We start from the raw sequence: 13314 nt of genomic DNA, 5'->3' as shown, positions 1-13314 counted from the left end.
CATCTCTCATCGTTCTTGGCGCAGTGACGCCGCCACCACACAGACAAGGATCAAGGCGGCGCCGACGCCCTGTACCCAAGTCAGACTCTCCTCAAGCCAAAAGATAGCAAATAGTGCGCCCCACAAGGGTTCACTGCCCATTAACAAGGAAACTCGGGTCGGCGAGGTGCGACGCACGGCGTAGTTTTGTACTGCAAAAGCAAACAAGGTGCAAAACACCACTAGGTACGCGGTGATCAGCCAATAAGCCCCACTGTTAGGCAGTGTGAGTGAATCACCACTCAACGCCATAACCAACAATGCGCTGGCAGCTACGGTTGTCGATTGCAATGCCGTCAAGGTTACCGTAGTAACCTGTTTCCCCTCGGTCAATTGCTTGGTACATGTCACCATTAAGGCTCGAAGCAGCGCGGCACCGAGAATGAAATAATCCCCCCGATTCAACGACCAGCTGCGCTCACTTTGATAAGTGAGCAAAAATACGCCAATCACGCTTAAAAAAGCCAGTAGCACTATCCCCTGCCCCACGGCCTTTCGGTTAATCAAACGCTCTGCCACAGTCGTAAAGATCACCGATAGGCTGATCAAAAAAGCGGCATTCGACGCGCCGGTGTGAAAAACACCATAAACCTCACAGAAAAAGATCGCCGCAAGTACTCCTCCAGTAGGCAGTGCGACCAGCCAATCTCGATTGTGACCATGTTGAAAGTCTCGCACCACGAATGGCATCAGTAGTAAGCTCGTTAAGCTAAAGCGCACGGCAATAAAGCCGAGTACTGATGTAAACACCAAGGCTGATTTGGTTAAGCCGTAACTTGATCCCCAGACAATCGCCACAGCGAGTAGCAGTAGCTCGGTAAAAGGAAAGCGTGCTCCTCGGTTTAAGGTATCAACTAGAGTGGACATGGTTAGCCTCCCTACTTGGTAAATGCGATAACCAACACATCACGCATACCTATTGGCGTGTTGACACACGCAGAGACATTCAGCCGATTGAGCGTCGAATCGCTATCGATCCACTGATAATGTTGCTCTCTTAGCTGCTGAGCATTGTGACGGTCAAAGTCTTGGCGAGAAATGAGCTTCATTGCCACCCCTTCAATTGATACATTCTTGACCACATAAGTATTGATACATAACCTCAGAGTAACAATATTGCAAAATTGCACAGGATAATTGCGCTATGGACACAAATAAGCTTATTCCCTTACTGCCGGAGATGGCCGTGTTTGTCAAAGTGGTTGAGCTAGAGAGCTTTTCCAAAGCAGCTCATCACCTTGGAGTTGCTCCTTCATCAGTATCTCGCACAGTGTTGCGCTTGGAAGCGGCCCTGACGGAAAAGTTACTTGAACGCACTACGCGTAAAATGCGCCTCACCCCAATCGGACAAGAGGTATTCGTCCTGTGTAAAGATATGCTTGATGCAGCAAAACTTGCAGTCCGCGCTGCCCAATCCGATCGCTCCGAGGTCTCAGGTACCTTGCGGGTGGCAGCGCCAAAGGCGCTCTCAAGGCAAGCTCTGATGCCTATCGTGATGGACTTCATCAACGAGTATCCCAGAGTGAAACTGCAACTCAAGGTGGCCGACCACTACATCGACCCAATTGGTGACGAAGTGGATATTTTGATCCAAATCACTCACTCCCCAACCGAAGGCCTAATTTCACGCACGCTTGGGCATTGTCAACTGCTGATGGTGGCTGCGCAGTCTTACCTCAACGAAAATGGCGCCCCTGTCCATCCAGAGCAGTTGGAGGTGCACAACTGTATCCGCTTGGGAGAGAACCCGCGTGACTGCCTGTGGGAAATGAGCAACGGCAGGCAAAAGCACATCGTCAATGTCACTGGGTCCTTTGTCTGCAATCACTCTGAGATCCGTCTTGAGTCTGTGCTTCGAGGAATCGGTATATCAGTCTTCCCTGAGTTCACAATCCAGCCCTATATCAAGCGCGGGCAGGTGGTTGCTGTACTCCCTGATTGGCACGTGAGTGGTAACTATCAGGGTGATATCGTCGCCCAGTACGCTCAATCTAAGTTTGTGCCAACCCAGATAAAGGCCTTCATTGATTACGTTGAGCAGCGATTGCCGCAGTCTTTTTAATCCGTCTCATCACTGCTAGCGGCTAAAGACGGCGCATGTTGGGGTATGTTATGCTGTTACATTCAAGTAACATCTTGTTTTATCATAAGTAGAAAGGCTGATATCGACATGGATAACCTCACCACAACCACACGCCGGGTTCGTTATTTTGCCCTCTGCGCCCACTTGGCATTACTGACCTGGGTGGTTGTGTGGCAATCGACCCTATCTCCCCACCCACAGATAAGCCCAATCGCCTTAACCTTGCTATGGGCGACGCCACTATTACTGCCCTTACCTGGGATGCTGGCTGGCAAACCCTATACTCACGCCTGGACCAACTTTATCCTGATGCTGTACTTTCTTCACAGCCTGACAATCATTTATCTTGATGAGGGTGAGCGTTGGCTGGCGATTATCGAGCTCGTGATTGTCTCTGCCGCCTTTATTGCCAATACCCTGTATGCTCGAATGCGAGGTAGAGAGCTTGGGCAAAGACTAAAAAAGATCTCTGAATTGGAGCGAATTGAAAAGCAGAAGTATGATGTAAAGGAGTAGATTTCAAGGCATAGCAACGAGGACTCGGTTGAGTCCTCGTATCACAAAATTAAAGTGCAAAGGTTAACGGTTCAGATTCCAAATCAGGCTCTGGCACTTGCACAGCAGGCTGTGGCACTTCAGCTGCGCTGTCCTCAGCCACGATATTTCCCAGCGCCTCTTGCACTGATTGCTCGAATACCCCGCGTGACGAAAGCAGCTCGACCTCAAATGTCACCCTATCCGCTTGGACTTGTACTACACTGGCACTCGCCACACTGCTCAGGGCCTCTAGACCACGCTCCAGTTTAAATAGCTGTGAGGCCTTGACGACATTCTCAAACGTCACAACTGTTTGACCAGCGCTTTGTACATTGCTTTGCAATGCGTTGTGCTGTGAATAGTAGGTCGCAAGCTGGTCAATGATCTGCTCAGCCGCCTCAATGCTTGAGGCGCTATCACGCTGCGTGTTACGCAGGCCATCACTTGGCTGCTGCGCATAGTGGTTCCAGCGTGTATTGCGTGCATCACGACGCACCACCAGCACCCCATCAACCGGGTAGCGCTGACTCGACGCCTCAACCGTTGCGGTGAAGTTACCCCAAATATCCGACACCTCGATACTGGTCATGTCTTCAAAATCCCCTAGAGGGAAAGTCAATGGTACGCCACGTAATCGCGCTTGCTGTTTCAGCTCACGCATAAACTCGGTATCTGCGTATTCCCAGCTGATCGCTCTCTGCTCTGGACTGTCTTCTGCCAACCATACCAAGACGGTCTGACGTCTTGCAGGCCAGTAAGGGAGCTCTGCCTGAACAAGCAGCTCGCGTATCGCTGGCTCACTGAACACGAGGCGAATGACTTGGTCCTCGTCTCGAGAGGCATAGCTTATCTGTCTCACATAGCGCGACGTCTGCCCAAGTGCTTTACGGATCACCGGGTTACTCGCAGCATCGGCATCACCTGAGGCTCGCACAATGACCTGCTCAAGCCCCTTTGCGCGTGCCTGCTGATCGCCATTGGCTGCCGCCGGGTCAATGACAACCGACGATTGATAAAGATTCACCTGACTCATAGCCAAAACGGGCAAGCTGAGCAGGCTAATAATAAACAATGCAATTTTACGCATACTGATCCTAATGTTGCTGTCGATATTGCCCTCGCTACGGCCATAAGACCTGTAACTGGCTATGATGTCAGAGCGACTGAGGACGATGATAAGCAAGTCTCTGCCCATCAGCAAGCTCACTCGGCGCTAATTGGCGCAAACTTAGCACTAATTAGCCCAGCAAGCGCTTTAGGACACAGTTGAATATCCAAACCACGCTTGCCTGCACTGACGCAGATCTGCGCCTGAGGCTGAGCTGATTGCTCGATGACGGTTGGCAAGCGCTTCTTTTGACCCAGTGGACTTATCCCACCGACAACGTATCCAGTAACAGACTGCGCGACGATGGGATCGGCCATCACGGCTTTTTTGGCACCCAATGCTTTGGCCACCAGTTTAAGGCTCAGTTTGCGATCAACGGGAATGATCGCTACCGCTAGGTTTTTCACCTGACCATCCAATGCCACCAGTAAGGTTTTAAACACTTGCTCTGCCGGCAGGCCAAGCACCTCTGCCGCCTCTAGGCCATAGCTCTCGACCCTAGGGTCATGTTCATACTGCAATACCTTGTGTAGTGTAGCGCGCTTTTCAAGTAGTTTGATTGCTGGTGTCATGGTCAACCGCCCATTTGCATCCGAGCAAATGGGCACACTCCCTGTGAGTTAAATTAGTGGTAAATGATGCGCTTGCCTGGTGCAAGGCGTTCGACATCAATTGGGCTATTGGTTTCAAGATACTCTTTCAGCACCTCGGCATCAACAAATCCTGTGTTCACGTAACCGGGGTGGTCAGTAAGAACTGGGTAACCATCCCCACCCGCTGCGTTAAAGCTCGGCACGGTAAAACGATAGGTTCGTTCAGGATCAAGTGGCTCTCCACCAATTTCAACCTGACTCACCTCGCCATTGGCCACCACCATGCTGATGCCAGCAAACTGGGCATAGGCACCAGAATCGACCGGTTTGGTTGCGACTTGATTAAGATACGCCCGCACTTCCTCGCCGGACATATCGGTATAGCTAACCATATTGCCAAACGGCTGCACAGTCAGCACATCCTTGTAGGTCACCTCACCGGCTTCTATTGAATCACGCACGCCGCCCGAGTTCATCACACCAAAATCGGCTTTCGCGCGCTGCATATGAGCCAGAGCAATCAAATATCCGAGATTGGTTTGCTCAAAGCGCACTACATTGCGATCGCCAACTAACTTGCCATTAGTGATTGCTATGGTTTCACCAAGTTGCGCCTCACCCACTTGCTGATAAGGCAGCAGAAAAGCCTCCAATTCTGGGTCAGGTGCAATTTCACTGCGCACAAAGACGCGCTGCAACTCGCCATTTAGCTCAACTTTTTGCTTGAGATTGACCGGGATAAGATCATAACTCACCATCGCAAGCTGGCCATTTTCAAACTCAAAGTCCGCGCGCCCTACGTATTTGCCCCACTCATGGGCTTGAACAATGTAAGTGCCATTTTGCACATCCGGCTGACAGGCATCCCCAGGCTTAAAACTGCGCTGATACATATTAGGGCCTTCCATACACACCGGCTCTTGTGAGTGACCACCCACTATCATATCGAGCATGCCTGGTTCGAGAAAGCGTGCCAAGGCAACATCGCCAGGCGCATTGACGCCTCGATTACCGTCGGCGTAGTGTCCCATGTGTGTCACGGCAAAAATCAGGTCCGGTTGCTCGGTCTTCTGCAACTCAGCAATCAATGCCTTAGCCTCAGCCTTGGGATCACGAAACTCAATCCCACCGATAAACTCTGGGTTCGCTATCTTGGCGGTGTCTTCGGTCGTCAACCCGATCACGGCAATGCGCAGCCCCTGCTTTTCAAATATTTGGTAGGCTTGATACTTGCGCTTCCCAGTTTGCTTGTCATAAATATTCGCCGACAGCACGGGAAAATTGGCCCACTCGATCTGCTTTTCCAATACTTCCAGGGGGTTATCAAACTCGTGATTACCCAGCGCCATCGCATCATAGCCAATCAAGCTCATCCCTTTAAAGTCAGGCTCTGCATCTTGCAAGTCCGACTCAGGCACACCGGTATTGATATCCCCACCAGAGAGCAAGAGTACACTCCCTCCTTGCTGCTCAATCTCTGCACGCAGCTGATCAATTAAGGTTTTCCGCGCAGCCATCCCATACTCACCGTAACGATTTGGCCAAAAACGCCCATGATGATCATTGGTGTGTAAAATAGTCAGTCGATAGGTAGTATCCGCTTGCCATGTCTGAGCCGGTTCACTTGCACAGCCCAAAAACACCAGAGCGCAAATACCCAGCAAACCAATTTTTACTAACGATCGTTTTCTCATCAATTTTCCCTTTGCTTTCCATATTTCACTAAATAATAGTCGGAGAACATTTCATCCCGGGGATACATAACCTATCACGCCCACTAAACGCCCCACTCCTCGTAGGGCAGCACCCGTTCCCGAACCCGCCCCTAGAACTCTTTGTGCTTTAAATATAAAACACAAAAAGCGAGCCGAAGCTCGCTTTTTTAATTAATTTATATGCAGTTATCGAATATCGATGTGCTCAAAGCCTTTGATGAGGTCATCAAGCGCTTTCATCTGTGCAAGGAAAGGCTCAAGCTTATCCAGTGGTAGTGCCGATGGTCCGTCACACATTGCCTGTTCTGGATTTGGGTGCGCCTCGATAAACAGACCCGCGATACCAGTTGCCAAGCCCGCTTTAGCCAGCTCTACCGTTTGCTCACGACGACCACCAGAGGCTGCGCCCGATGGATCGCGCATCTGCAGTGAGTGGGTCACGTCAAAGATGATAGGGCTGCCGTTTGACGCCTTCTTCATCACGCCAAAGCCAAGCATATCAACGACTAGGTTATCGTAGCCATGGCAAGCACCACGCTCACACAGGATCACGTTCTCGTTGCCACACTCGGCAAATTTTTCAACGATATTTCCCACCTGACCTGGGCTCATAAATTGCGGTTTTTTCACATTAATCACCGCGCCGGTTTTCGCCATTGCCTCAACGAGATCAGTCTGGCGGGCAAGAAACGCTGGTAGCTGGATCACGTCGACCACATCGGCCACAGGCTGGGCTTGCGCTTCGGTATGCACGTCAGTGATGATCTTCACGCCAAAGGTATCCTTTAGCTCTTGGAAGATCTTCATCCCTTCTTCAAGCCCTGGCCCGCGGTATGAATGCACTGAGCTGCGGTTGGCTTTGTCGAACGATGCTTTGAAAACGTAAGGGATACCTAACTTCTCTGTTACCTTCACGTAGTGTTCACAGATCTGCATCGCAAGGTCACGCGACTCAAGTACGTTCATACCGGCAAACAGCGTAAATGGCTTATCGTTGGCTACTGGAATATCACCAACATGAACTACTTTTTGTTCCATGTTATTTCTCTATTGTAAGCGGCATTAGCACCGCGATTAGTGTAGAACAACTTCCTTGCGACCCATTATATTCACTTGCGTTTTGAGTAACTCAGCCGCTGGGTCTTCAGGACATTGGTCGATAAAATATTGATAATCAGTCAGAGCGATCTGGTGACACTCTAGCTGTTGATAAATAAAACCACGGTCACGGATTTCATAAGGATCATCGGGGACAAAGGTTAACGCGAGGTCAGTGCAGCGCAGAGCCAGTGTGTAGTTTTCTTCCCGTAGCAAGGCGCTTTTCAGCAGTGCTAACCAGCGGCCAATCACCGTCGCATGGTCCGTCACCTCAAGATCCTCAGGCTTGATCGCCGCAAGTGGGCCATCATGTCCAACTAACCATGCACGCAGTGTATGGGTCGTAACATACTCACCATTGAATGGGTTGAGGTATTGCGACTCCCCGTTCTGCCAGTCGATACGCACGACAAACTGAGTAGGAAACGCAATGCCTTGCATGCGAAAGCCTAGCTTGCGACCGAAGTACAACAGGATCGCGCCAAGGCTGACCGGAATGCCACGTCGACGCTCGAGTACCTGATCAACAAAACCATTGCTCGAGTGGAAGTAGCTGTCGTGGTCACCCTTAAACCCCCATTCGGAGTAAAACAGACGCAGTAGAGACTCGAAACGACTCTGCTCGTGACGCTCATTGACCAGCGTCAACTCTGCTTCTCTAAGCAGCCGGTTGAGTTCCTCATGAGCCCAATGTAACTGGGTGTCTGGATTGATCGCTTGGTTAAGGATCAAAGCTCCCTCGACCAGTTCAATCGCGTCAAAATCTTCGTCAAACAGTTGTTGCATTTTGTTCCTAAAACTACGTTAAGTCAGGCTCAACCCAAAAGCATGGGTACTTTACTCACCGCGACTTTACCCGCCATCGCAAGCCAGCCCAGCGCGCCAAAGAAAGCGAATGTTCTCAGCAGGTTATTGCGCGCCATTTTGAGTGAAAAAAAGCCCAGCGCAATATAAGCAATCACGCAGGTGAATTTCTCGCTCAACCATAAACCGCCCGGAGCCAGTGGCGTAAAGCCGGTCATAAACATCAAAATCAAACCGGTGAGCAAGAGTAAGCTATCGTTCACATGGGGAAAGACGCGAAAAAATTTGGCTTGAGTTAAGCCAGAGTTAGCCATCATCATTGCATAACGCACAGTCAAAAGCGCTGCGCTGAGTGCGATGGTCAACAGATGAAGTTGTTTTATGCCTTCGTACATAATCTCACCTATGAAATAGTCGTCCACTGACCAAGGGTCACTCGGTCGTTATTACCAAAGTCTTTTTCAGTCACCACCGAGTTAAAACCAAACTCATGCAAAATAGCGCGTACAGCCTCACCCTGATCATAGCCATGCTCAAGCAGCAGCCAGCCACCTTGGAGCAAGTACGCCCGTGCGTGCTCGGTGATGTAGCGAATATCCGCCAGACCATGGTTATCTGCCACCAACGCTGTTTTCGGCTCAAAACGCACATCACCCTGCTCTAGGTGCGGATCCTCGGCATCGATGTAGGGTGGGTTTGAGGTGATCACGGCAAACTTTGCACCGCTCTCAAGTGGCTGATACCAACTGCCGTGCAAAAACTCTGCATTGCTCAGGCCAAGGCGATCACGGTTTTCGCAAGCCAGCTGATAAGCGCTTGATTGAAAATCGATACCGATCACTCGGCGCTGAAGCAGCTCAGAGGCTAACGCCAAAGCAATCGCGCCCGTACCCGTACCAAGATCAAGCACATCACCCTCGATACCCTGCACCTTATCTAAGGCCAGTTCGACCAAGCGCTCAGTATCAGGACGCGGGATCAGGGTTGAGGTGGCCACTTTGAGCTCTAACGACCAAAATTCGCGATACCCAAGGATGTATGCCATCGGCTCACCCTGCTCTCGACGCACAGTCAGCGTCTCTAGCTGAGCTTGTTGTTCGCCGCTGAGTGTCTTCTCAGGCCAAGTCAACAGGTAGCTGCGCGGTTTATCGAGCACGTGACACAACAACAAGGCAGCGTCTAGCGATGCAGTTTCACTGCCGCTGTCGGTCAAGCGAGCGGTCACCGCTCGCTGGATTTGGTCTATTCGTTGCAATGACATGCGCTTAGCTGTTGTCAGCCAAAGCAGCCAACTGATCGGCTTGGTGCTCTTGAACCACTGGGTCAATCAGGGTTTGCAGGTCGCCCTCAAGCACTTCATTGAGGCGGTAGATTGTTAGGTTGATACGGTGGTCTGAAACGCGACCTTGTGGGTAGTTGTAAGTGCGGATACGGTCGCTACGATCACCCGAACCAAGTAGGTTACGACGGGTATCAGAGACCTCAGCTGCACGGCGTGCTTCTTCAGCCTGAACAATACGTGCTGCCAGCACAGACATCGCCTTAGCTTTGTTTTTGTGCTGTGAACGCTCGTCCTGACACTCTACTACTGTGCCGGTTGGCAAGTGGGTAATACGAATCGCTGAGTCCGTGGTGTTAACGTGCTGACCACCCGCGCCTGATGCACGGAAGGTATCGATTTTCAGGTCAGCAGCCTTGATCTCAGGCAGGTCTGCCTCTGGGATCTCAGGCATGATCGCAACCGTACATGCCGAGGTATGCACGCGACCTTGCGATTCGGTCTCTGGCACACGCTGAACACGGTGACCACCCGACTCGAACTTCATGGTGCCGTAAACACCGTCGCCGCTCACTTTAGCGATCATCTCTTTATAGCCGCCCTGCTCTGACTCGCTGCAGCTCATTACCTCAACGCGCCAGCCTTGCTTCTCAGCAAACTTTGAGTACATACGGAATAGGTTACCGGCAAAGATGCCCGCCTCATCGCCACCCGCACCCGCGCGGATTTCTAGGAAACAGTTACGCTCATCGTTTGGATCTTTTGGCAGCAGCAGGATCTGCAGCTCGTCATTCAAGCGCTCAATCGCTGCTTTGGCCTCTTTGATCTCTTCTTGAGCCATCTCACGCATCTCTTGATCGTCTTCCTTTGCCATCTCCTCAGCCGCTTCAAGGTCATCTTGCGCGCTTTGGAAGGCTTGGAAACACTGAGTCACCTCTTCTAGCTGTGAATACTCACGTGATAGAGCGCGGAACTTATCCTGATCGCCAATCACATCTGGGTCACCCAGCAGGTGTTGAACTTCTTCGTAGCGTTCAACAAGTGTTTCTAATTTCGCTAAAATTGAGGCTTTCATAGTTTCGTCTTATCTGGTTTCTATCTGGAGAGAGGCTTATGAATTTAAACCCAAAGACTCTCGAATAATCTGTAGTTTGTCGTACTGTCCATCTTGTGCCGCCTGTTGCATCGCTTGGGTCGGGGCATGGATCAACTTGTTGGTCAGTTTGTTGCTGAGTTCTGTCAGCACTTTTTCAGGCTCCGCGCCAGCGGCTATCGCCTGTAAGCCCTTTTCGAGCAGAGCTTGGCGAACCTCATGGGCATCGTCTCGATAACGACGAATGCCATCCACCGACTTGAGGGCACTGTGCCACTCCATAAAGCTGGCACTCTCATCGACGACAATCTCTTCTGCCACCACCGCCTCAGCACGGCGCTGCTCAATGTTGGAGTCTACTATCGATTGTAGATCATCCACGGTATACAGATAGGCATCCGCAAGGTCTGCCACTTGCGCCTCGATATCTCGAGGTACCGCAATATCAATCAGCAGCATTGGCTGGCGTTTGCGCTGTTTGAGTGCCGTTTCAACCATGCCTTTACCTATGATTGGCAATGGGCTTGCGGTTGAGCTGATCACAATATCGGCCTTGGCCATGTAAGCTGGGATCTCGTTAAGCGCGATCACTTCAGCACCGAATTCATTGGCAAGTCCGAGCGCGCGCTCTCGCGTGCGATTCGCCACTATCATCTGAGTGCAGCCATTGCTGGCCAAATGCTTGGCCACCAACTCGATCGTTTCACCCGCACCGACTAATAGGACCGTCGATTTACTCAAGGATTCAAAGATGTGTTTGGCCAACGTGCAGGCAGCATACGCCACCGAAACGGCAGCGCCACCTATATCAGTTTCCGTGCGCACGCGTTTTGCCACCGAAAAGCCTTTCTGAAACCATTTTTCTATCGAAGTGCTCACCGCTTGGTGGGTTTTTGCATCCGCAAAGGCTTGCTTCACCTGGCCGAGAATTTGTGGCTCCCCCAACACCAATGAGTCGAGACCACAAGCGACGCGCATCAAGTGTGCAATCGCCTCTGCATCGTGGTGAAAGTACAAGCTTGAGCGTAACTCACTGGCTTCAACTTGGTGGAAGTCCGTGAGCCATTGAGCTAAGTGTTTCGCTTCATGGTCATCGACATCGCAATAGAGTTCGGTACGATTACACGTCGAAAGGATCACCCCACCGTTAATTCCCTCTACCTGCTTAAGCTCAGATAGCGCACGAGACAACTTATCCGGACCAAAAGCAACTTTTTCACGCAACTCGACAGAGGCGGTGTTGTGGTTAATGCCAAGGGCAAGCAGGGTCATGAAATCAAGGTTCTCTATCGATGAGGGGAACAAACGTAAAACGAGAATTTTACTTGATGGCCCGGAATATGGAAAGAGGGAGTCGCCGCTTTTATGTGCTTTACCTTCCTATGCGGTTTATCTGTCACTCCATTTTAGTGATATAGTTGTATCTCAAAGAGAATTTGCTCAAGAATTACGTAAGCCCATCGAGAACTGAGACCTTATCGCCCATGAACCTGTTTCGTTCGTTACAACCCCTCATACTGGTTGCACTTCTTACCGTGTTGAGCGCCTGTACCACACTGCCTGAGAGTCACACCAGTGTTGAGTGGCAATCCCATCAACAACAGCTGCAAGCCATCTCTCGCTACCAAGCCAGTGGCAAGCTTGGCTATATCGGACCTGACCAACGTCAGTCTCTGAATTTCTTCTGGCACTATGAAGACGGCGTGAGTCAACTCAACCTGCGAACCTTTCTCGGTCAATCGGTGCTGAACTTGCGCAGTGACCAAAACGGCACGACGCTGACCACGATGGATGGCGAGCGCTTTGAAGGCCGCAACGGCCAGCAACTCATTTTGCAACTCACCGGACTGAATATTCCGGTTGATGCTCTACCCGACTGGCTTCTCGGTCTACCAACCAACGCGGATAGCTTCATCCTTAATGAGGAGAACACCCTCAAATCACTGGATAAACTACTTGATACGCAAAGCTGGCGTCTCAACTACTACTCATACAGTGATGCGTCATTGGCAAATCAAATCATTCCGCTTCCGTCTCGCCTATCAATGAATAGCGACGAGACCAAACTCAATATTGTTATTTCCAAATGGGTAATCAATCCATGACCAACGCTTTTATCTGGCCATCACCCGCTAAGTTAAACCTGTTCCTCTACATCAACAACCAACGCAGCGATGGTTACCATGAGCTGCAAACCCTGTTTCAGTTTGTCGACTTTGGCGATGAGTTGATCATTGAACCCAACCAGAGTAGTGAGGTGACAATTACGCCTGAGATCCCAGGCTTAGAACTTCAAGATAACCTGATCTGGAAAGCGGCGATGGCACTTAAAACCCATACTGATGCCAGTCAGGGTGCCCATATCCAATTGAATAAGAAACTGCCGATGGGCGGAGGCATTGGTGGGGGCTCGTCTAACGCCGCCACGACACTGGTTGCATTAAATACATTGTGGGGTGTCGATCTTGATGACGATACCTTGGCAGAGATTGGCTTGCATTTAGGGGCGGACGTCCCGGTTTTTGTTCGTGGCCATGCGGCCTTTGCAGAGGGGGTTGGCGAAAAAATCGTCGCAGTTGAGCCCAAAGAGCGCTGGTATTTGGTGGTAAGACCGGATGTGAGCATCGCCACCGCCGATATTTTCCGCCACCCGCAATTGACCCGCGACACACCTAAACGCCCGTTAAATAAGCTTTTGAACTGTCGATACGAAAACGATTGCGAAAAAATTGTCAGATTGCTCTATCCAGAGGTTGATAAGCAACTTTCATGGCTGCTACAATACGCGCCGTCTAGGTTGACGGGGACTGGATCGTGCATTTTTGCTGAGTTTGACAGTGAGCAACCCGCTCGCGATGTCCTGGCTAAATTGCCCGAAAATGTCTCGGCTTTTGTCGCTCAGGGGCGCAATATTTCGCCACTGAAAACGGCCTTAACTGCCTTCACTGCTTAGACAAAAAAACAA

At 50.8% G+C, this 13314-nt stretch carries 15 protein-coding genes; 4 read left to right on the top strand and 11 right to left on the bottom strand.

All coding sequences use genetic code 11. The features are described from left to right. Window positions 1-6: 6 nt before the first annotated feature. Both ACZ5R2_RS06635 and ACZ5R2_RS06630 read right to left on the bottom strand, forming a co-directional pair. Complete coding sequence (locus ACZ5R2_RS06635) at window positions 7-906, bottom strand: DMT family transporter (RefSeq protein WP_464901525.1); 900 nt, start codon at window positions 904-906, stop codon at window positions 7-9. Between the two features lie 11 nt (window positions 907-917). Continuing rightward, window positions 918-1088 (bottom strand): hypothetical protein, encoded by a 171-nt coding sequence (locus ACZ5R2_RS06630; protein WP_464901524.1) that lies wholly within the window; start codon window positions 1086-1088, stop codon window positions 918-920. A gap of 95 nt (window positions 1089-1183) precedes the next feature. On the opposite strand from ACZ5R2_RS06630, the gene ACZ5R2_RS06625 reads away from it, so the two are divergent. Both ACZ5R2_RS06625 and ACZ5R2_RS06620 read left to right on the top strand, forming a co-directional pair. Further along, entirely contained in the window at window positions 1184-2101 is a 918-nt protein-coding gene (locus ACZ5R2_RS06625) for a LysR family transcriptional regulator (protein WP_464901523.1), read from the top strand. A gap of 108 nt (window positions 2102-2209) precedes the next feature. After that, the gene (locus tag ACZ5R2_RS06620) at window positions 2210-2638 is read left to right on the top strand and encodes a DUF2069 domain-containing protein (RefSeq protein ID WP_464901522.1); all 429 of its coding nucleotides are present in this window, start codon (window positions 2210-2212) and stop codon (window positions 2636-2638) included. A 49-nt stretch (window positions 2639-2687) separates the two neighbouring features. Here the strand turns inward: ACZ5R2_RS06620 and ACZ5R2_RS06615 are convergent, their stop codons facing one another. The 9 genes from ACZ5R2_RS06615 to hemA all read right to left on the bottom strand — a co-directional run bounded on the left by ACZ5R2_RS06615 (window position 2688) and on the right by hemA (window position 11621). Next, window positions 2688-3746, bottom strand: a complete 1059-nt coding sequence (locus ACZ5R2_RS06615; protein ID WP_464901521.1) for a DUF2066 domain-containing protein — start codon at window positions 3744-3746, stop codon at window positions 2688-2690. A gap of 116 nt (window positions 3747-3862) precedes the next feature. Further along, complete coding sequence (ybaK, locus tag ACZ5R2_RS06610) at window positions 3863-4339, bottom strand: Cys-tRNA(Pro) deacylase (protein WP_464901520.1); 477 nt, start codon at window positions 4337-4339, stop codon at window positions 3863-3865. 53 nt (window positions 4340-4392) lie between these two features. Further along, window positions 4393-6054: a bifunctional UDP-sugar hydrolase/5'-nucleotidase UshA gene (gene ushA / locus ACZ5R2_RS06605; RefSeq protein ID WP_464901519.1), complete on the bottom strand. Its 1662-nt coding sequence runs from the start codon at window positions 6052-6054 to the stop codon at window positions 4393-4395. 207 nt (window positions 6055-6261) lie between these two features. Then, window positions 6262-7113, bottom strand: a complete 852-nt coding sequence (gene kdsA / locus ACZ5R2_RS06600) for a 3-deoxy-8-phosphooctulonate synthase (protein ID WP_464901518.1) — start codon at window positions 7111-7113, stop codon at window positions 6262-6264. A gap of 36 nt (window positions 7114-7149) precedes the next feature. After that, window positions 7150-7959 (bottom strand): SirB1 family protein, encoded by an 810-nt coding sequence (locus ACZ5R2_RS06595; RefSeq protein ID WP_464901517.1) that lies wholly within the window; start codon window positions 7957-7959, stop codon window positions 7150-7152. Window positions 7960-7988: 29 nt separating this feature from the next. Next, window positions 7989-8372, bottom strand: a complete 384-nt coding sequence (locus tag ACZ5R2_RS06590) for a SirB2 family protein (RefSeq protein WP_438461262.1) — start codon at window positions 8370-8372, stop codon at window positions 7989-7991. Window positions 8373-8380: 8 nt separating this feature from the next. Continuing rightward, entirely contained in the window at window positions 8381-9238 is an 858-nt protein-coding gene (gene prmC, locus ACZ5R2_RS06585) for a peptide chain release factor N(5)-glutamine methyltransferase (protein ID WP_464901516.1), read from the bottom strand. A gap of 4 nt (window positions 9239-9242) precedes the next feature. Continuing rightward, a complete protein-coding gene (gene prfA / locus ACZ5R2_RS06580) occupies window positions 9243-10331 on the bottom strand; it encodes a peptide chain release factor 1 (protein ID WP_438461260.1) in 1089 nt (362 codons plus the stop codon). Between the two features lie 36 nt (window positions 10332-10367). Then, on the bottom strand, window positions 10368-11621 hold the full coding sequence (gene hemA, locus ACZ5R2_RS06575; RefSeq protein ID WP_464901515.1) for a glutamyl-tRNA reductase: 1254 nt from the start codon (window positions 11619-11621) through the stop codon (window positions 10368-10370). Between the two features lie 212 nt (window positions 11622-11833). Here hemA and lolB point away from each other — a divergent pair, with 212 nt between their 5' ends. Together lolB and ispE are read left to right on the top strand one after the other, a co-directional pair. Beyond that, the gene (gene lolB / locus ACZ5R2_RS06570; RefSeq protein ID WP_464901514.1) at window positions 11834-12454 is read left to right on the top strand and encodes a lipoprotein insertase outer membrane protein LolB; all 621 of its coding nucleotides are present in this window, start codon (window positions 11834-11836) and stop codon (window positions 12452-12454) included. Beyond that, window positions 12451-13302: a 4-(cytidine 5'-diphospho)-2-C-methyl-D-erythritol kinase gene (gene ispE / locus ACZ5R2_RS06565; RefSeq protein WP_464902321.1), complete on the top strand. Its 852-nt coding sequence runs from the start codon at window positions 12451-12453 to the stop codon at window positions 13300-13302. Before lolB ends, ispE begins: the two co-directional genes overlap by 4 nt. The last annotated feature ends 12 nt before the right edge of the window (window positions 13303-13314 follow it).

Source organism: Vibrio sabulosilitoris, from assembly GCF_055391395.1.
Note: the sequence above shows the minus strand (reverse complement) of the source record. Positions and strands in the feature narration are given on the sequence as shown.

Excerpts from the sequence above, each read along its gene's own strand:
- ACZ5R2_RS06635 (WP_464901525.1), bottom strand. The coding sequence starts at position 906 with ATGTCCACTCTAGTTGATACCTTAAACCGAGGAGCACGCTTTCCTTTT.
- ACZ5R2_RS06630 (WP_464901524.1), bottom strand. The coding sequence starts at position 1,088 with ATGAAGCTCATTTCTCGCCAAGACTTTGACCGTCACAATGCTCAGCAG.
- ACZ5R2_RS06625 (WP_464901523.1), top strand. The coding sequence starts at position 1,184 with ATGGACACAAATAAGCTTATTCCCTTACTGCCGGAGATGGCCGTGTTT.
- ACZ5R2_RS06620 (WP_464901522.1), top strand. The coding sequence starts at position 2,210 with ATGGATAACCTCACCACAACCACACGCCGGGTTCGTTATTTTGCCCTC.
- ACZ5R2_RS06615 (WP_464901521.1), bottom strand. The coding sequence starts at position 3,746 with ATGCGTAAAATTGCATTGTTTATTATTAGCCTGCTCAGCTTGCCCGTT.
- ybaK (WP_464901520.1), bottom strand. The coding sequence starts at position 4,339 with ATGACACCAGCAATCAAACTACTTGAAAAGCGCGCTACACTACACAAG.
- ushA (WP_464901519.1), bottom strand. The coding sequence starts at position 6,054 with ATGAGAAAACGATCGTTAGTAAAAATTGGTTTGCTGGGTATTTGCGCT.
- kdsA (WP_464901518.1), bottom strand. The coding sequence starts at position 7,113 with ATGGAACAAAAAGTAGTTCATGTTGGTGATATTCCAGTAGCCAACGAT.
- ACZ5R2_RS06595 (WP_464901517.1), bottom strand. The coding sequence starts at position 7,959 with ATGCAACAACTGTTTGACGAAGATTTTGACGCGATTGAACTGGTCGAG.
- ACZ5R2_RS06590 (WP_438461262.1), bottom strand. The coding sequence starts at position 8,372 with ATGTACGAAGGCATAAAACAACTTCATCTGTTGACCATCGCACTCAGC.
- prmC (WP_464901516.1), bottom strand. The coding sequence starts at position 9,238 with ATGTCATTGCAACGAATAGACCAAATCCAGCGAGCGGTGACCGCTCGC.
- prfA (WP_438461260.1), bottom strand. The coding sequence starts at position 10,331 with ATGAAAGCCTCAATTTTAGCGAAATTAGAAACACTTGTTGAACGCTAC.
- hemA (WP_464901515.1), bottom strand. The coding sequence starts at position 11,621 with ATGACCCTGCTTGCCCTTGGCATTAACCACAACACCGCCTCTGTCGAG.
- lolB (WP_464901514.1), top strand. The coding sequence starts at position 11,834 with ATGAACCTGTTTCGTTCGTTACAACCCCTCATACTGGTTGCACTTCTT.
- ispE (WP_464902321.1), top strand. The coding sequence starts at position 12,451 with ATGACCAACGCTTTTATCTGGCCATCACCCGCTAAGTTAAACCTGTTC.